A 19,927-nucleotide genomic window follows, 5' to 3' on the forward strand; every position below is an offset into this window, starting at 1 on the left:
GTATTAGTCGTGCCAGGAGCGATCGGGCCGTAAAGCCCGAATTTAATATGAGCAGGGTTGTCATTGAAGATCGTGCACATCCTGACCATTACATCATTGCAGCGTATGTATCCTTTCTTTAGACCATTCGATTTCAACGTCTAGATCAGTCCAGGTACCATCTTCGAATGGCTGGATTAAGTGGTGCTGCCGATCCGTCTCTGTGATTTCAAGCCACTGTTTTTCAAAATTGTGAGAGATTCGGCCCGTTAGCACATTTGTCTGCAACCACAGTTCGTCGTTCTTGACGTAAAACAAAATGGGTGGATGCGTCGCCATGAATGACGTCGGCTTGTCGAATTGCGGCACTTGCCACCAGTCGTGGAACTGCAATACGCAGAGGAACTTACCCGGCGCCGGTCGCTCCATTCTGAATGAATATGCCACGTGTGTTCGGTCGCGTTTGGTCTGTTCAAACCTGGCCTCTGACCGGCCATTCGAACTATATTCGGCAACCGCTTGTCCGTCCTCAATTCGAATGTTTCCAGTGATGCCGAACAGGATGGGATTTGATAGCATTACTGATCGATCCTTTTAATGTAGCCGTCCGACTCCCACTCATTCAACATTTGCCGCTCGAGTTCGTAGTCATGGTAACTGCTGAATGTTCTACTTTCGTCGTAATAGTAGCCATTGACAAACTTTTCAGCTGAACCGAAACCGGCTATGTGAATCGGTCCGCCCCAGCGGTCGATCGCATTGGCGATCGTGTGGACTCCGGTGGTCATACAGGTGGTGCGTCTGCGGTCCTCTCTGAAACGTTCGAATTTTTCCAGGGCACGGCAACCTCCGATCTGAAACACTGTCTTAGCATTCTGCAGGTGGCTGCACACAGTAGCGTAAAGCGAGTCGTCACCGCAATGCCGCGGCCAGACCTCTACTAATGATGAGCAGTCTCTCGGCCCTGCGTTTTCAAAGTGATCGACAACCGCCTGAATGCAGACGATCGACCAGTGAGTTGTTTTGCTGCCAACCGACGCCTCGAATCCCTCTGTCAGATAGTGGTTCGTACGGACCACAACATCGTGATCGTCGATCAGCCAACCAATCTTGCGGTCCTTTAAATTCGAAGCATTGCCCACCACGACAACGTTCGGACGCTCTAAATCCTCCGGGTAATCAATGTCAACAGTGTCATTCCAGGGAGCTTCGATCAGACTTACATCACCGTGCAGAAGATCTGTATTGCCCTGCACGACGGGATACTTCACCCCCATCAACGATCCGGTTCTAAGGTAGTGTGGATCATCGACCAACTCCTGGCTGTACGGCGGCATGCCATCTACGGCCATGGCACGATTGATAATCTTACCGCGTTGATTACAAACAAATTCAGACGGCAACCTGGCAGCGACAAATACGCTGTCATGCGATTTTAGTTTTTCGACCGCTTCATGCACCTGACCCGGCCTGCGCAAGGGAGAAGTACAGGGGAGAAAGATCAGATCTGTTTGCAGTTTATCACTCAGCCATTCCGCCAACAGTTGATACTTGAGGTCTGTCATATGCTCCGGTTCGTCAATCACCCTGGCACCACATCGCTGCGCATAGGCTTTGATCTCAGCATCTTCTGTCGTGACATACGGGATAAACCCCTCGGACAGTGCATACTCGATCGACCACAGCAATAGCGGCTTTCCTCGCCATTCCTGCAGGTTCTTTTTCGGGATGCGGGTGCTGTTGCCCTTTGCCGGTATGATTACCGAGATGTCAGACTCTGTGGTTTTTATTGGCATTGATCACCTCTGTTTCTTTCGAGTCGTTGCGGACTGATTCGCTGTAAAGTCCGCCGTCGTTTTTGTGTGTGGACGATTTGAACCAGCCATCGGGATGCGCCACCACAACTGCCATGTAGGAATGCTGATAAATCGCCCGATAGGCGGCGATGTCCTCCATCCCCGGCAAATCGAAATCAGTCATTGACAGCTTAACATCATCCGTGTGCCACCCCATGACGCCGGTACCAGGCACGTCAATGAAGGTGGTTTCGCGTACTTTCAGTCGGGCATCGTAGACTGTTCGATCTTTGTAATAGCTGTCAATAATGCCGGGCTTGAGCTTACTGCCGTGGGCACAGGCGATGCACTTATATTTGTCGATCGCGGAACGCATCCGCTCGACGTAGTCAGGAGGATAGATCAGATCATCGTCACACGTCAGAATGTACCCGTCAAGGCGATCGGCCCAGAGGAATTTGGTGCAGCTCATCAGACTATTGTCACCGTGGACCACTTCTATTTTCGGGTTTTTCAAAAACGGGGGAAGAAACTGGTAGTCATTCAGATGTACTTTGATGCCGTCCACCTGGTCGACCAGCGAAGCGATGGTCTTTTCCAGGGCATAGACTCTCCGGGGGATGCTGGTCAGGCAGGCATAGACCTTGGAATCCCGCGCCGTGCTGATTCGATAATCCGAGTCGAGTACGTCCTCCTGGGAGTCGAGTGTGCCGTATTGTCGCGGCTCGATCTTCTCCTGAGTTTTCCATAGTTCGTATCGGCGGATACTCTCTGCTTTGATTGCATCACGCTCCGGAGATTTGAGACCAAATCGCCCATCCGAGTTTGAAAGGCTGTTGCTACAGACACGGCGGAGAGCTGTTGTCTCACCTGAGAAGTGGACCGTTTTCTCGAATTCCGCGTTTGCATCACTGGGAAACTGTACCCGCTGAGAAAACTCAGTGTCTGCAGCACAGTGCCAGTTCCCATTAAATCCATTCAGCGCCTCGAATGTATCCCGGCGTACAACCATTGTGCCATTCACAAGTCGAGGGTAAGGTAGACCGACATTTTTACCGGAATCGGCGATCGGATGATTCTTAGGTAACGCGACATTGCGAGGCAAATGTGACTCCAGGGGGTTCAGGAACTGCGACATAATACTGCCCCATGCCTGCGCATGGTGCTCTTTGATATCACTGATAGCAGTTGCAAAATGCCACGGCAGGTAGATGTCGTCACTGTCAGCAATACCAATGAACGCTGTTTTCATGTGATAAAACAGACTATTCGCGATTGCGTAGGGCCCGCAGTTTCGCTTGGTCTTGTACCAGGCTACGTTATCGAGATGTCTGTAACGTTCAAACAGGGGGCGGTCATCCTCTCGCGAGCAGTCATTGACCAGGTGGATGAAAGGTTTCACGCCAGCTTGCCAGAGAATCGAATCGATGGTCTGCGGCACCAGCTGCAGGTTTCGAAAATAGGGGACAAATATGTCGATGTCATAGTCAGCAGAGACCACCTGTGGACTGCGATGAATCCGCTTTACCGGCTGGGATGAACGAGTCTGGTCCGCTTTTTGAATTGAGCCATCACGGTACTGGAAATACAGTGTTCCGGTTTCGGAAAGATCGACTGGGCGACCAATACGAAAGAGGCTCTTGGAATCGTCACTCATCGCTGTATTTCCCAACACCTGCACACTGACATCCAGGTCATAGCTTCGCTGCCAGCGTTCGATGAGTTTCTGGATCTGCCTGTATTTGGCCTGAAAGTCTGGCAGCGTGTTCTGCAGGTAAATCTCAAGCTGACACCCGGTCAGTTCCAGTAATTCTGCGAGACGTTCGTGCCTCGTTAGCAGATTTCCTTTGAGATTCAGCCGGAGCTGACACTGACTCTTTTGAATCTGTTCCCGGGGAAGCCATTTACAAAGCTCGGAATAAACCGTTCGAGACTGGTGGCTGCCCGTTGATTCAGCCCCGGTTTCTCCTCTGGAAAGACAGGCTATGGATTCGAGCACTTCCACGATCGCTGTAGACAACTCAAGGTCGGCACATCGATCCGATATGTCTTCCGTTTGTCCGGCACGCGGAGTATCTGGTAGTAAAATTTCTACAGCAAGGCATTCTGCGATCATTCGTCTTTGTCTCCTTTCACCTGATGATTCAACTCGGTCAGCATGCTCTGTAAGGCTTCCCAGGCCAGCAGTCCGCATCGTTTTCTCCGCGGCGATAAAGGAATACGAATCGCCTGCAGCATTGCAGGGGCATCAAACTCCTTCAGAGAAGCAATTTCCATCCCCGTAATCAGTTCACACAATATGGAGGCAGCAGCCTGACTGATCACGCACCCCTGGGCTTCAAATTTAGCCTGAGTGATCTGGCTGTCTTCAAGTTGCAGATCAAGTATTACGCAATCACCACAGGTGCGATTCAACAGCGAAAAGCTGACCGTAGGTGATTCCAGTCGTCCCCTGTGGTGTTGAGACTCATAATGCGCCCGCAGAAAATCTTCATCATCCAAGTCTGATTCCGGTGTCTCCATAGTTTGTTTAGCCTTCAACAGGAGCTCCTCTTTCTGATAATGATTCTGGGGGAATCGTATGCATGACATGCGAAGCCTGACGATGTCCCAGTGCGGAAGCCTGGGGATAGAGGGTGGAAGTTTTGCCGACATGCTGCGCCAGACTGGGAGAGTGCACAAAGTAAGGCAGATGCTGCCTTTCGCACCAGAGGCCCACGACAGCGTCGATCTGTCTCAAACCCTCTGCGGGTCCAAATCCCCGGTGACTCAAGACTGCGACATCGCTGAGAAGCAGACGGGCGGAGGGATTAGAGAAGACATAGGCTAATGCCCCCCAGCTATGCCAGCCGCGGTCTTCGCGCACGAAACCGGGGTCCTGATTTTGCTGATAATGACTGGGGCAATAGATCGAAACGACGCCAATTTCGGCAGCCGGCCACAAATGACATTCCAGATAATCGCGTGTGTTCCGGGCGAACAGTACATCATCCTGGCAAATCAGATACGCTTCGGATTTCGGATCGCGCAACATCATTTCTGTTAACGACAGATACCAGTTGGGGAAAGCGCCTAACTGCACCGGACGCTGTGTCGTGATCAAATCAGGATCACCTTCTGGCACCTCAACTCCCGGTTCTGCAAACAGCTGCAACTGTTGCCAGCCGGCCGCTCTGAGACTGGCAATGGTCTGCTGCAGCGTTGGCTGCGTGCGAGGGGCTGTTGTGATGCCGATAGACCACTGGTTGATATTGCGGTTTGAAAAAGCGTCCATGCTTTTCTGCCTTTTGAAATTGAAACAAGAGTCCGTATAGTTGGGTTCTGGGCGTGAGGGCCATGCCTGGAGGGATTATTTGATTCAATGATTTTCTGCCTCCCTTGAAAAACATGAATCAAATCAGATCACTACTTTAGCAGGCCTTACGTGCTTCATATTCTTCCTGACCAAAACGACTAATCTCAACAATTCCTTTCGGGAATTCCTGAGATCGCTTTTTATCCCAATGACCGTTTTGCTTATACAGTGATACATCAAAGCTGTTTTTGACTTCGAGCCACGCTGAAAGCCGTTTGAATACCTCAGAAGGAGAATTCAAAAGTTCTTCATACTTTATGATTTGACAAGATTCATGACCAAGAATATCGGGGAATGACAAAGCATAATCCCGGTATTCGCCATAGTATGCTTCAGGATCACTTTGATAACCGTCATGACCTCGAATAGCCCAGTTTCCTGAACCATTCCAGCTCTTCATGATTCCATCACGCTCACGCAACATAATAATGTACCGTGCGTTTGGCATGACTTCTTTAAACCATTGAGCATGTTTCTCTTGCCAGGGGCGTTTCAGTAGAACGTATTTTCTAGCAGGGTATAACTCTGAGACTTCCTGCAGGCGATTAATGTTTTTATCTGGGATACAGGCATTCTCCAGAACCCATGCCTCAGACCCTGCCCGGAAAAGTCCAAACTCGGGGTGCTTAGCAAGAATATATGTAAAAATTGTAGTTCCTGACCGTGCCATGCCTAACACAATGACCATTCGTTGATGGTTTGGAATCATACTCATTTATCGAACCCTTGAAAAAACGTTTATTTCAATTCAGCAATTGTTTGATTTATATCTTCCTGAATGACAGAGTGCAGCTAAAAAGCGTGAGTACACAATTGTCATTGAATGCTCTCAGATAGTCTTTGCTTTGCAAAGAATTACCAGATGCCCTTCGTGAAGCACCTCCCACCCCCGTTCGCGCAACCACGGTATTGCAAGTTTACCTCGCCTGCGAGATGTGTCTTTTCGGCAGGGAGTGTCGGCATATGCGATCAGGGAATGATCATGAAGTTTAGGATAAGCTGACTTTAGTTCCTCCATATAATCTTGAGCACAGGGAGAACGGTCAGAATCAATGCTGCCCTGGTACAAGACATCAATACTTCTGTCATCCAGTGAATCTAAGAATGAACACGCATGCTCATGGTGGACGCAAACGGATTTTTTTAAAAGCTCCCTCCACAAATTTGCGAATTTACAACTCCATTCACTCAGGGTGACGGATTCAACCCGCCCTCCATATTTAGAGCAGAATGCGCCGAATAAATAAGTGGAAAATGTAGCCCCTTCCCAATTCTCTTTGGGCTTGATCATGCCAGTCTCTACAATCACAGGGGCTTCAAAATGCTTTACGATTTCCTCGAACAGCAAATCAAAACCCTGATGGTTATCTTGATGGCCAAACACTCTCTGGTCATGTTCTTCTACAATTTTCTGAAGTTGAACATCGGCTCCAATCAGGCTTTTTGTTAAATAACGAGGTTTTTCAAGCATCCGCACAGATAGATCGGCCAGTATGCCAGGTTCGTGTTCGGAACCAGTTGTCTGTTCGACGATATTAAAAGGCGTTCGGAGCTGCCTGGTTTTGTTCTTACCAGCTAATGCCCGAATGACAGTATGAAGAGTGCGTTCTCTCGGTAGTGTGAAGTGTGAAGGAAAATGATGCGTCCATATTCCGATTGCTGGAGTGTTTGTATAACGCGTCAAATGTAATGGACCGCTATCAATTCCGATTAATAGATCTGACATAGTCATAAGTGTCAAAAGTTCCTCAGTATTTAAACAACGTAAGTCATCAGTCAGATGTCGGACACGCTTATTACTGGTACGTGGGACACGGTTATCCCAATCCAGAAGGATGATAGTCCCAGACGTACGATCTAAAAGCTGTTGATACAACTCAACTGTAATTTCTGGTGAAATGTTTTTTCGCCTGGGAAGCGAATTCCCCATCGTATGCAGCAAAATGAGTGGTCTGGGTAGTTCTTCTATGAGTAAACGGACTTCTGCCCGTGATTTGTCAGAAAGAAAAGGTTCGATGTTTAATTGTATGGCACAATATTCATCCCATAACTCGTCGGGCTCCCCAATTTCAGGCATTGGTTGACGGCTGAGATTCATTCCCGCTTTATTATTTGACCAAGGGTGCAATTGATCTATTCGCGGTGGGTGTTTCCATGGATGGCGTTGAACATGATTCTGATTGGTTGTGATAATCTCTAAACCGGTTGGCTTATACAAAATGTGTTTGTCAGGTCGGCAACGGATTTTGAGTTTATGACCACGTTTCGCATAGAGCGGAAGTGAGTGAGCAAAATAAACACTATCTCCCAAACCATGAAAAAACTTCACTGGTCTGGATTCATTTGGATCAGGATTCGCATGGGCGTCCCGCCTTCTTGGTGTTTGCAAAATATCTTTATTCATCTCATTCAAGCTTTGCCTGGATTTAACTTGTGGAAGCGATATTTAAAATAAGGTCAAGATCTTCATAAATGATTCCGGACTGGAACCTTTGATGTTATCTGAAAACAATGAAATCACATAAAGTAACCACATTGGTCACTCCGAATGGATCAAATCAGAATCGTCTGCCAGCATCACAATGTCGGGATTGGCAAACAGCTGTAACTGTTGCCAACTTGCCTTTATAAGGCTGGTAATGGTTTGCTGAAAAGCAGGCTGGTCGTGGCGAGGTTGTAATACCAACTGGCTATTGACTGATAATGCGGTTTGAAAAACTTCCATGCTTTTCTGCCTTATAAAACTCAAGTGTGTCAGGGATTCCGTTCCGTCAGCCTGATCTTGATGATTGGGGACGTTTACATAGTTCTTCTTACGCGGCTTGTGCTTCGAGGTCGGCAACAGAATGTGCTATCGATTCCGGTTGATTATATTGAAGGGCACCACCTTCGTAATACATTTCGATCCGCCGAATGACGTCCTGTGGTGTGATCATGTTCATACATTGGGGGATCTGCAGGTTTTCATCCACCTGAACCGGATACAGACAAAGATCCTGGTCTTTGGGATCATTATCGCCCACCGGTTGGCAGCGTGATTTCCAGCAGCCTCCCTGATCACAACACCGCAGGGCACCGTTCGTATTCATAAACTGGTGATGAGGATAGGCCTCCCATTGAGCGGGTTCTCTGCCTCCCGCCAGAACGACGGCGGCCCGGTTTTTTGGTTTACCCCGTTTCGTTTCCACCGCGGCGGCCAAATGCATGGCAAACGTGACCGGGCAGACCACGCCATCCGCGTGATACATGAGTCTGATGAACTGGCGAGTGTCTGTCTTCCCAATCAGGTTGATCACTCCCTTTAAGGGCGGGTGAAAATGTTTCGCTTCGCCGCACTGCACGAATTGAATCCGGCCCCGGAAGTGATCGACAACCTGCTGATAAAACGCGGGGTTCCACCACTTGGCGGTGAAGTCATACTTTCCGCCGGCCATCATAATCCAGAAGTTCCCCCGAAAGCCGGTCTCTGCCACTTGAGACATCCAGCGTTTTTCCTGATCTGCCAGATGAATGTCTCCCTGGAATCTGGTGACCGGAATTTTCAGTTGCAGCTGTTTCTCCAGGTACTGGGTAAACCCATGAATGAAATGGAATGAACTGGTATTTGACTGATGCACCAGAGGATAGTGCATTTTAATCGTCGTGACTCCCGGCTCTTGGGGATCAAGAGGAGTGATGTAGGGATTATTCTCCCAGATTTGCATTGCGGTCGTGCGGACATCGGTCAGATAGCGACCGGGATAGGCCCGATGAAGGTCTCGAACCGTCGCGGTCAGCATGACGATGTCGCCAGGGCTGAGTGAGTTGCTTAGAATGATCTTCCGTGGTTCCATTGGGCTGGCCAATCCTTTGGCTGGTTTAGAAATAATTTGGATAGAAAAAAAATTAAGTTACAGATAGAAGTCAGAGTGTTAAAAATTGATTTCAAGTCTTGACAGAGTAATAATTGGGCAGGTCTATTATAAAAGAGTCCTGACCCAATCCTGTTCGGCCCGGCAGTTGCTCACGGCGTTTGATTTTTGGATCAGGGCCTTGAGTGATTGTAAAATCTGCGGAGTGGCAATGCGAGCACTCGCTCTCAGATAAATCGGCGCAGCGTGAAGTAAGGCAGACGAGACGTACCGACGGCCCGTGTTTCAGTCGTTCTGTTTTTGCAACCGGGAGATGTGCGCCAGCAGTTCTTCCTCGTCACACATGCCGGTGAAATACCAGCAGATCATTTCATAGGTGCGTAACGACGGTTTGCGACCCGTCCACAGACTGATCAGCATGCAGGCGATGATCGCGCAGTAAGTCTGAATCTCGATGCCGTTTTGCGATCTGCTCAACAGGTGACGACAGCCCAGCATATGCTTGAAGAAACGGAAGAAGATTTCAATTGTCCAACGATAACGATACATCAGCGCAATGATTTCAGCGGGAACGTCCAGCAGATTGGTCGCGATCCGCAACACGCCATCGCAGTTAGGCCCCGTGCTCTTGCCGCCATAGCGAGTTCGCTTCTGATGTGGTTCCATCTCGATCTGAATCAACCGGAGCTGATGATTGGGTTTTGATTTCGCTTGAGTTGATCCCAGTTGAATGATCTCATCACTCATGACGTGAGCGGCCCTGTCTGCGTCTGTCAGTTCCTGCTCTGATAGAACGTCGTAGACACTGTTGTCACGAATCCGGCAGACGTAGCTGCTGCCAGATTCGACAATCTGATTAAAGAGTTCGAATTTCGCGTAACCGCGATCCATCACATATGTGCGGTCCGATTCAACGGCGCGGTCCAGCACGGCTCGTTCGTCGAATTCTCCTCCGCCGGTGGGAGTGACGTCGATTCGTGTCGGCACGTGGCAGTCCACTTCAAAGTGCGTATGCAGCGTCCAGTTCATCAGGTTGGAATGACCGGATTGTGTTTCGAGAAATGAAGCCTGGGCGATGCGGGGCAACGCGGTAATTACGGTTCCATCAACCAGGGTCATCGTATGCTTGATGTCCTGCAGTCGGCTGTCTTTCGCAATTGGCGCCAGCTTGTCACCCAGGGTGGCGATGATCGGCTTCAGTCGTTCCGAATCGAAGACAGCCACGGATTCAGAGAGCGAGCCAAGAGAAGCGCGGGGGCACTTCAGTTTTTTCTGGACCTTTTTGAGTTCACTGGCCTGCTGCAGACCGCGTAGAGACGTCACAATGGGATTAAAAAGATAGAGCAGGATCATCGTGCAATACTGATCCATGTGCAGACTGCGATTGCCAGCGCGGTCACGTTCACAGCCGACGTCATGCAGTTCCTGCAGCAGGCTTCCCAACTGTCGGAAATACTTCAGGCCGGTGATTTCCTGTTCTTTAATCTTGGCGCGCTTCGTTCGTGGCATGACAGAAGTCTCAAACAGTCAACGCGCCTTCCTGTGTGCAGATTGACCAATTTACAAACCACGAACGGCACGAATTACACGAAAACTCCCTGTTCGCAGTGATTTTTAAAAGGTAGCATAAACTGTGCCGAACAGGATTGGTCCTGACCTCTTTTAACCTTCGATATATTCTAAAAATGTTATGAAATTCTCTGCTATATAAGTCCTATCGTGTGTTCCATCTAAGTACACATCTTCTAACATGATTTTCTTTTCTTTATCTACAATAATCGTAGGGGTATCTAATTCCACATGATTGCCTAAGATCCAATGGTCAGGTTGCTTGATAGGACGATTGGGGAATTCAAAATACTCTAAATTGCTGAAATCGTAACTCGTTGAAAGTCGAATCTCCTCTGGAAGACTCACCTTTATCGTTTTGTAATTGTTGTTTTTAAAACAAGATTCATAAAATGATTTGGCAGAATTACCACTTATATCACCAAATATTTCGTTATAGTTTGTTGGCTTGCGTCTGAACAATTCCCATATTTTCATTTCTTACACCTTATTTCAGGATCGATATCAAGCTCACTGTTTTCAGGATCGATATCAAGCTCCATGCACGCTCACCGGAAGGACACATTAATTTGAAAGGGGTGTAATCAATTCTCTAACCTTTTTATCCCCTCATCCTGATCTGCTAACTTTGGAAGATCAAGAATATTGCTGCTTTGGTTATGGGAATTTAATCCGTTAAATTCCCATTTTAGAGGAAAAGGTGATCCGTCAAGAGTATGGCCTATAAGTGGACCGCACCAACCATAAGGCTGTATCATTAATTTAAAAGCAAGTTCTTTTTCAGTTAATGGATCCGTGAATATAAGTTGTTTGCTTTCAACACGAGGTTTAAAACAATTGTGTGATAAGCATCCCCTAGAGTTCATCCATCTTAGCTCATATTGATCTTTATTTGGTGTCGTGAATTCTCTCTTATATCTTTTCGCATATTGCCACTGTAACCAAAATTTATTTAGTCGTGGATCCTCGTCTTTTAAAAAAAAATGTAGAAGCCGGCTTTCACTTTCGGTTAGCTGTATAGAATTTTTCCATGATCTTTCTTTAAAAAGATCTTTTAGATAACCTATTTAAAAAGAGCGTTTATTCATAATTCATTCCTAGTTTTATAAAATTCGATATAAAATAGGCAGTTATAAAATTTATTCAAAAATCTGTATTAAAATTTCTTTGAATGGTAGTCAATTCTCCCGAACCGATCATATACGGAGCGTATTCAGGAGTTCGTTTGATAAATCGGCTAAATGGGTTATTACAAGGGACCCTTATACTTTCTGGGGAACTTCAAACCTAATCTATTCATATAGTGCGCAAGGACTTTGACTCGCTTCCATGATCCGTAGACTCAGAAATACTACTGTGAGTAAAATCGCAGTGGTGATTGACAGAATGCTAAAGTATTTAAGTCCTCCTAATCGTTTTATAATTCGTTCCCAAAGATGACATTGATAGATTATTAGATATTGGGCATCACTCCGTGTGGTAAATTATTATCTCTTCAAAATTGTCCTGGTTATTTTGATTTCTCATCCTTCCATTCACCTTTTTGAATAGGTCCTTTTCCAAACGTGGGTATATCCATTTTTGGCTTTGTCCCAAAGGGCCTTGGTTGTTATGTTAGAGACTTCAACGCAAGTCATCTTGGGCACTTATGTGCTTTGCTTCCCCTTTCTGTTCGAACTAGTACTCCTTCAGTATTCCTTCTGCGGCAAGCTCTTCTTTTGTCGCCCATCTTACCTTAGAAAAACGTTTGTCAGTATGTAAGACCTCCCTTAGTTTTGTTATCACTTGTTGGTGTAAATCCTCAAGCGCATTTTTCCTAAACCACTTACGTTTTATTTCACAGATCAGAACCCACGGCTGCAAATCATATAAATATAATTCCATCCTGATTTTTTCAGATCTTACTGTTATTAGCCAAGCATAGTAACTATGCTGCTTTTCTGGTTCTACGTTTAAGCCTTGTTTAATTAAACACTCTACTAAGACTGATGCAATCGCCCTTCCACCTGGTGTAATTAAATCTCCTTCTTTATTCCATTCTGAATCATCTGGGAAATTTGCACAAAAAGTCACACAATCAGTGGCTTGATCTTCCATAGTTCTAATTAATCCTCATATTCTGAGTAAATCCAAGCTCCTCCCGCGCCACCTGCTGCTGCTCCTCCGATAGCATATTTAGAAGCGTTTGGAGTAGCATACCACCATCGTAACGGTCGCGGAGCAGTTTTTATTCCTAAGTCACTCGCCCTCCATGAGCCACCAATAGATTTAGGAAATCCCGTACCATGGAAATGTGGATCAGCTAGGGCATGTCTTCGATAGAACTGCCCTCTCGTCATCCCCTTCCCCATTATATTAAACTTACTTTCCATCATCCAACTTGGAAGATTCCACTTTGTATAGCCAATCCGCTGGGGTAGCCAGTGATGTCCTTTTCCAGTGTATGGTTGTGTTAGATATCGAGCCTGTGCAGCAGTAAAGCCTTGGGCACGATAGCTCTTATATTCCGATTGCAACGATCCTCTGCGTAAACACCTTTTAAAACCAAGCCCCTTAAACCCGAATCCCACCGGAGGAACTATTCCATATTTAGGTCCGAAATATTTCCCATTTTCATCGTAATTTTTGGGGTCTGCTTGAGGACCTGCCATCCACTTTTCGAAAGCTTCAAAATTTCTTTGTTGCATCACAGAACCGTATTTATCCGTGTAATTTTTAACACCTTCTAAAATCATCTCTGGATGAGGCAGTGCTATCGCCTTTCTCATTAAACCATTTGGAGGAGCAAGTCTAACTTCAGTCATAGGATTTGGAGCAATTTTGATGCTTGCATCTTGTTGATAATTCTTCGCTAAGTCTTCGGCGACTTTTTGATAAGGATTCCAGTTGGGCATAAAACTTTGTGTACCAAAGGGATCAAGGTATACAAGAGGTTTCCCAGATTCATATTCAAACAAATTCATAGAATCTGAATATCCAATTGGATCACGTTGTGCCCAAGATCCCAAAATCGAGTGATACACACGATTACGAACATAAAATAGTTCGGTCGCTGTTTCCCAGAGATAACCTCCGTAAAGAATTTCCCAGCCAAAACTGGAGCTGCTGCGAGAACCAAAACTGGGTGTTAAAAATATGGGCGTTCCGTAACTGTCGTACGCATAGCGTTCCTGGACATCACCGTTCTCATCACAAATCGCCGTGACATTCCAGTTACCGTCCTGTAGTGCATAGAGTCGCTCATCCAGCGTACCATTAGCAGTGGTGTCGCGGTCGCATAGTATCAGGTCATCGATATAACGCATTCCCCAGATCAACTGCTGCTCGGGGCTGGTTTCGCTGTCGATGCGTTCTTCGAGGGTTTGCCAGGAATCGGTGTAATAGATGTGTCGGGTTTCATCCAGTGATCCGCTCACATACGATTTATGGATGATTCGAAAATTGCGACCATCATAGGCATATTCCGCCACGGTGTTGCTACTGTCCGTGATTTTTACCAGGCGATTCCAGGCATCATACGTCGCGCTGAAGCTGACTGTCGGATCAGAGGGTTGCGGGATGGTCGTCATATTGCCCGCTTTGTTGTACGCGGGAGTGATCCAACTGGCACCAGCCGACTCGGTGATGTTAGTGATTTCATTGACTGCGTTATTCGTGCGAGTCTGTTCCAGATTCCAGGTTCCGTTACCTGTATCGTCCTGCTGGAAGCCTTTCCAGTTTCCGGTTTCGTCGAGTGACCAGGACTGGGCAAATTTGAGCGTACTGATGCCAGTCATTGTTCCATTCAGTTCACCGCGTTCGGTTTCTTTTAAACGCTGCAGACCATCATAGGTATAGAATTCATCGAAGCTGTTGGTTGTATCCAGGGGATTGTACCGCCAGGTTCGGTTGGAAGCACGATCGTAGCCGTACTGAATGTTCGCTATGTCGGCGGAAGCGCCGTAGTCATACCAGAGAGAATCTTTAATCCGACCGAAACGATCCAGACCGCGATAAATATCACCAGTATCCGGATCATTACCTCCCGCTGTGCCGACCAGCGTGTATTCGACATCCGGTTCGGTCTCATCGACGATGACCGGGCTGAGCGTGCCGAGGTAGGCATACTCGGCCAGATGGGTAGCGCTGAGATCATCGTCTACAATCGCTGCAAGGCGGCTGGCGGCATCGTCGATACTTTCCGAGGAACTGTAGCTGTAAGACAGCACGCGACCATCAGGATAGGTCAGGCTGGTCGGACGAACGGTATTGTCACTGCCGTTGGCAAAGCCGTACTGAACTTTGGGGGTGGAGCTCACATTGACCCCTCCCGCATGCGACTGATAACTGGTAATGGCCTGCCTGAAATCATTATAGGCAAACTGAACCTCGTTGACGAGACTTCCCTGACCGACAGTGGCATTATCGTAGCTGCTGATTTTCGAGTTGAGCCCGCGCGCATCGTAGCTAAGGTCAATCCGCCGGACGGTTCCATCCACGGCTGTCCCCAGTGTTGTGATACGGTCCTGGGTTGTTCTTCCCAGTTCGTCATAATCGATTTCGTGAACGGTTCCCAGTTGATCGGTTCGTTTGATGGGTTGGCCCTGTCTGTTGTAAGCGTGGGTGACCACATCACTTCCGTCCACAGAATCCGGATAGATTTCTGTTCGCAGCAGCGTACTGCTGGCGATTTCCGAATCACTTAATGTCGTTCCATAGGTGTAAGTGGTAACCTGATTTCCGGTTTCCGAGTTTTCAGCGGTCAACGTGGCTACGGAACCGTCGGGCGTATAGGTGGTCAGAGTTGTGCGGTTTGAATCATCCGAAGGATTGGATCCCGCAGAGCTGCTGGAGCTGGAGGACGCCGCGGCCTGATAATTTTCGATGACTTTGACAGCCCGACCAGCGGCATCATATTCCTGACGTGTTTCCATGGCGGCAGGGTCAATCGACTGATAGACGCGTCCCGCGGAATTAAAGGCCGTTGTTGAGACCAGAACCGTATCACTGCGCGTTGGAATTGTGCTGGAGCGTGATAAGGATGTTCCGCCGTTCGTGCCATAGTCCGCAGTTGCAATGACACGCCCGATGGCATCGGGATAACTTGCCTGGTAGGTGACCCGTGCTTTGGGAGCAGTGCTCGGGTCCTGCAAGGCTCCTGTCTGGCTGGCAGGGGCATCGTGGTAACGCATGCGTGTCAGGCTCTCGATGACGTTGCCTGAAGCATCGTAGACTGTTTCCGTCTGTTCCAGGATTGTATCGCCCGTGACCGTTCCTGCATCAGCATAGCTGGTTTCATCCAGGTCGTAACCTGTGTAACTGGCGATCAGACGTCCGAGACTGTCGTATTCCATTTTCGTGAACAGATCCGAGCCGGCAGGAAGCTGCTTCCAAACATTCCCCGTGGGATCGTACCAGGTGTTATCGACGAGACTGTTACCTACGGTTCCCGTTGTGGGATCAACTGCGTACTGGATTGTCTGATAGACGCGTCCCAGATCATCATATTTCGTTTCAGAGCGCCCGGTTAAATTGCCCGAAGCATTTGAGATATATTGCTCCACCTTGATGACTCGATCCAGATTATCAAAGTACTGTCTCTGGAAGTAGCCAATCTCACCATCGGTATCAACCAGACGATCACGCCAGTCGTAAACAAATGCAGTGACGCGTGTATTCGACGAATCGACGTACAGAGTCTGGCTGGTCAGGTTGTTGTCTCCCCCGTCAGTACCATTGTCGTATTGGCCCTGTGAGACCAGCACCATGTTGTTGCCGGTCGCTCCACCTCCGGTCGGATCCTCTTGTGTGGCGCCGGTATCATCAGTGCCCACATAAACCTGATAGGGATTATTTCTGACATCAAAGACGGTAAAGGAGATCGTTCCGCCCGGAGAAGTAGTGCGATTCTGACGTTGCATGTTGTCATAACCATAGCTGGACTGATCATAGTTCGTTCCCGAGGAGCCGGTACCCGATGTGGGAATCGTATGATAGACCCGCTCCGATTCCAGCAGACAGCAACCCGTGTATTGTCGCGTTATCCAGCTGACGTAAGAGGACTGCGGGAACGAATCGGTGGGGAGCAGTTTCCCGCTGGTCGAACTGCGTGTGGCCTGAATCCTCTCCAGTAAATTACTGTATTTATCGGTGATGGTAATTGATACCGGGTTGATCAGGGTGTACTGGTAGTTGTTGGAAGGCCCCGACTGATATCCTCTGGCCTGCCAGACCTGGTCTTCGGCGGAGCCCGGTTTGTAAATATTCCAGGTGGCACTGCGAATGGCGGTTGCCTGGCCATTGATGTCAATGGTGTGCGTGGGCTCTAGAGTCTGAGTCGTGCGCCCCTGGATGTCTAACTCGAAATCGGTGACGAGGTTCTTTCCTCCGCCGGAAGGAGTGGCCCAGCCGGTGGGCACCCCGTATTGCAGAGACGTATCGACGTCTTCAATCAGTTGAACTACGCCTCCGGTTGTGACATCGTAATACATCCTGGTAATGAAGCCGCGTTCATCTTTGATCCAGGACAGGTTGCCTTCACTGTCATAAACTTCGACTCTGGTATTGGCGGACCCGGATCCGTTCTGGGAGGTGGAAATGACCGGCAGCGTAATTGTCTTCTGTTTGACCTGCAGGGTTCCGGTATGGAATGTATAGGCGAAACTAGTCGTAATCGTCGTCGACTGATTGGATTCATCCGGGTAGGATATTTCCTTGTATGGCAGATAGATGGTATTGCCGTTCGCAGAATGCGAGATGTATTCCATTTTGCTGAGATTAATGGGCGTCCCATTTTGACCATGTTGGATTTTCGTAAACGAGGGATATCCTTCCGCTGCACCGGAACCGGTGGTGGAATAGTAATTATAGAGATGGATCAAGCCTGAGCTGTCATATAAGTACTGATAGCTGCCTCCGGAATAGTTGAGCAGATCTGGGTACTGTTCGTCATAGCCTGAAATCGCCGATGGTTCTGCCTCCAGAATAACCCGCCCGTCCCAGTCATATTGCTTAAACCAGCACCACTCATCGTCTCCCGATTTTTGGACCTGCAGCATGGTCTGTCCCACATCATTGAAATACAGGATGTTCTGGCTGGAATCGGGGAGAGTCTGAACTGTTTTTTTAGTCCAGGCGTTAGGATTAAAGGTGGAAGAGCCTCCGCTGGAAGAGGAACTGAATGCAGGGTTTTCACTGAAATTGAACGTGAAGGTAAGCGCACCGCCCTTGTTTCGTTCCAGGCCCACTCTCTGCAAAGAGTCATACTCGAAATAGTTGTCTGCGTATTGAGCGATGGTTGTGTTGGGAGCCGTCAGCGGATCGATGCTGTCACTTTGCATTTGCGCATAAGAGCCCGGCAGGATGACATACTTGAGACCATGCTCAAAGCCATCGGAGTCGCCATATTTATAATACCGGTAGCAGGACGTTCCCTGGTCAATCCAGGTTTCGCTATCTGTGTCCCACTCGCTGATGGTTACTGTTTTCAGATCATTCAGAGAGCCATCATCCGAGGATGCGTCATAGTAGGTGTATTCTGCTTTGGAAATGGTCGTGATATTTTCTGATTCATCTTCAAGTCCCAGATGGCAGGCTTTAATGAGTCCCTGATGGATGCCACCATTTTCTGAAGCGTAAAGGATGTAGGAAAAGTGTTGCGTGTAGGTATTGTTGCCAATGGCGATGGATCGCTCGACGCGAAAACTGTTTTGAGTTCTGGTGACTGCCGTTTCAATTCCGCCGGGACTGAGAGAATACATCAATTTTCCATAGGTCTCTGTATCGCCGAGTCCGTGGAATTTACTGTAAGTGCCATCGGGGGCGAGCAGGTAAAAGACATCATTCTGGTTATCGTAGGACAGTTTTTCGAGATTCCCATTGAGTGTAGAAAACTCTTCTGTTTCCAGATCCTTCTCAAAATAAATCACATTATTCATATTGCCGACCAGGGCATACCTGCTGACTGTGACTGCAATAATCTGAGGGAGATAGGGCATGCACCAGCAATATCCATTTCCCAGATTGGTGTTTCGTATCAACTGGTTGGAGTAGCTTCTTTCATGTGCCCAGTATTGACCAAAGCCGTTACTGGAAACATCCACTGCCTGCAACTGAATCTGTCCGTCGACATATCGAATGGGATCGTTTGAAACGTCGCCACAGCCGCCGACTTCTGTTTTTGGTTCCGGATATTCAGGTTCGCTGCTGCTGGAGCTTCCTCCGCCCCCGCTGCCACCACTGCCACCACTACCTCCACTTCCGCCGCTCCCCCCGCTGCCACCAGAGGCAGATGATTCCGAGGAAGATGATTCCGAGGAAGAGGGTGAATCAGATGAAGTCTCCGATCCTGCTGAGGACTGGGAAGGGGTTGAAGGGATGGATGGTTGAGACGATGAGGAATCCGAATTCGAAGATTCTGATCCTGAGGTGTGGGAAGAATTTCCAGGATAAGACGAATCTGAAGTGGAGCTCTCGGAATCAGAACCGGAGTCATCCATGCCAGCCATCATGGCAATCTGCCGGGAATTCAGTTGGGGGGGAATATAATATGCGCCAGTTTGTGGTGCCGGCGAAAATGTGATCTGAATCGTTTCCGGCCAACCTTCCACAATTGAAGAGTCGGCTGGAAAATCAGAATTCAGATGCAGATGGATCGAATTGTAAAGCCCCTGAATTCCCAGTGCGGTCCATTCAGGTCCTTGCAGGACGCCTTCAAAACTGAACCAGACCTCGAAAAGGCCATCTTTGTTTTGCGTGACCACAAAGACAGCTTTCGATAATCCTTGAGTGGCCGGAAACTCCTGCTCCCAGGTGCAACTTTTGGATCGGCAATGGAGAAGTTTCAGCTCAAATTCATGATTGAACGGTATCAAATCGCCAGTGGCTCCGCTGATTGATACCTGAACATCTTTGGAAACGTGTTTCTGCCATTGCGTGTTTTTTGGTGTTCCACTCATATTCTTCCCTGAATCTTAAACGGTGGTTTATGTATGTTTTATTTTTTTATATGTCTACTTACATGTGGATAAACTCAGGCCTTTGTTTGTATCCCTATGAAAATAAAAACTTCAAAAAGTGGTCTAATGTATCCTACTGTGACGCAACACAGTATACTTTTGGGAATTTATTCAATTGTTCAACTTGGAGCAAGGCCAGGTTTGAATTAATTTACTCGAGTGTCTGCCTGAATGATCACTGTGTACTGGCAGAATGAAACATCGAGACTTGTTTTCGCGTCGAGTTCTCAGCCAGGTGTTGAAGCAGTGGATAAAATAGACTTCATTTCTAAGAGACAGAGGCGCTGTGTCTAAGCGGGATCAAAAATGACCAATCTCAGTCCCCCCACAAATGCGAAAAAACGCATCAAAATCAAAGCATCGACAAAAAATGGTGAAAGC

The 19,927-nt window shown here is 47.9% G+C and carries 13 protein-coding genes; all 13 read right to left on the reverse strand.

Translation table 11 applies throughout. From position 1 onward, the window contains the following. Positions 1-93 precede the first annotated feature (93 nt). The 13 genes from Enr17x_RS25635 to Enr17x_RS25690 all read right to left on the reverse strand — a co-directional run bounded on the left by Enr17x_RS25635 (position 94) and on the right by Enr17x_RS25690 (position 19,486). Entirely contained in the window at positions 94-558 is a 465-nt protein-coding gene (locus tag Enr17x_RS25635; RefSeq protein WP_145312694.1) for a heparin lyase I family protein, read from the reverse strand. After that, positions 558-1,775 (reverse strand): glycosyltransferase family 29 protein, encoded by a 1,218-nt coding sequence (locus tag Enr17x_RS25640; protein ID WP_145312696.1) that lies wholly within the window; start codon positions 1,773-1,775, stop codon positions 558-560. The genes Enr17x_RS25635 and Enr17x_RS25640 overlap by 1 nt, the downstream gene beginning before the upstream one ends. Then, on the reverse strand, positions 1,750-3,891 hold the full coding sequence (locus Enr17x_RS25645) for a glycosyltransferase family 2 protein (RefSeq protein ID WP_198000805.1): 2,142 nt from the start codon (positions 3,889-3,891) through the stop codon (positions 1,750-1,752). Before Enr17x_RS25645 ends, Enr17x_RS25640 begins: the two co-directional genes overlap by 26 nt. Then, complete coding sequence (locus Enr17x_RS25650; RefSeq protein ID WP_198000806.1) at positions 3,888-4,316, reverse strand: iron-sulfur cluster assembly scaffold protein; 429 nt, start codon at positions 4,314-4,316, stop codon at positions 3,888-3,890. Before Enr17x_RS25650 ends, Enr17x_RS25645 begins: the two co-directional genes overlap by 4 nt. Then, positions 4,306-5,049 carry a hypothetical protein gene (locus tag Enr17x_RS29770; RefSeq protein WP_198000807.1) on the reverse strand — a complete coding sequence of 248 codons (744 nt, stop codon included), beginning with the start codon at positions 5,047-5,049 and terminating at the stop codon, positions 4,306-4,308. Before Enr17x_RS29770 ends, Enr17x_RS25650 begins: the two co-directional genes overlap by 11 nt. Positions 5,050-5,185: 136 nt before the next feature. Continuing rightward, a complete protein-coding gene (locus Enr17x_RS25655) occupies positions 5,186-5,845 on the reverse strand; it encodes a sulfotransferase family protein (protein WP_145312700.1) in 660 nt (219 codons plus the stop codon). Between the two features lie 114 nt (positions 5,846-5,959). Continuing rightward, the gene (locus tag Enr17x_RS25660; protein ID WP_145312702.1) at positions 5,960-7,534 is read right to left on the reverse strand and encodes a glycosyltransferase family 9 protein; all 1,575 of its coding nucleotides are present in this window, start codon (positions 7,532-7,534) and stop codon (positions 5,960-5,962) included. Between the two features lie 135 nt (positions 7,535-7,669). Next, positions 7,670-7,855: a hypothetical protein gene (locus tag Enr17x_RS25665; protein ID WP_145312704.1), complete on the reverse strand. Its 186-nt coding sequence runs from the start codon at positions 7,853-7,855 to the stop codon at positions 7,670-7,672. A gap of 88 nt (positions 7,856-7,943) precedes the next feature. After that, on the reverse strand, positions 7,944-8,963 hold the full coding sequence (locus tag Enr17x_RS25670) for a glycosyltransferase family 9 protein (protein ID WP_145312706.1): 1,020 nt from the start codon (positions 8,961-8,963) through the stop codon (positions 7,944-7,946). A 303-nt stretch (positions 8,964-9,266) separates the two neighbouring features. Next, on the reverse strand, positions 9,267-10,490 hold the full coding sequence (locus Enr17x_RS25675) for an IS4 family transposase (RefSeq protein ID WP_145312353.1): 1,224 nt from the start codon (positions 10,488-10,490) through the stop codon (positions 9,267-9,269). Positions 10,491-10,643: 153 nt separating this feature from the next. Continuing rightward, positions 10,644-11,027, reverse strand: coding sequence for a hypothetical protein (locus Enr17x_RS25680; protein ID WP_145312708.1), 384 nt, complete (start codon positions 11,025-11,027; stop codon positions 10,644-10,646). Between the two features lie 1,200 nt (positions 11,028-12,227). Beyond that, entirely contained in the window at positions 12,228-12,647 is a 420-nt protein-coding gene (locus Enr17x_RS25685) for a hypothetical protein (RefSeq protein ID WP_145312710.1), read from the reverse strand. An 8-nt stretch (positions 12,648-12,655) separates the two neighbouring features. Further along, positions 12,656-19,486 carry an RHS repeat domain-containing protein gene (locus tag Enr17x_RS25690; RefSeq protein ID WP_198000808.1) on the reverse strand — a complete coding sequence of 2,277 codons (6,831 nt, stop codon included), beginning with the start codon at positions 19,484-19,486 and terminating at the stop codon, positions 12,656-12,658. Positions 19,487-19,927: the final 441 nt, after the last annotated feature.

Origin of the sequence: Gimesia fumaroli (genome assembly GCF_007754425.1) — a bacterium.
Classification (GTDB): domain Bacteria; phylum Planctomycetota; class Planctomycetia; order Planctomycetales; family Planctomycetaceae; genus Gimesia; species Gimesia fumaroli.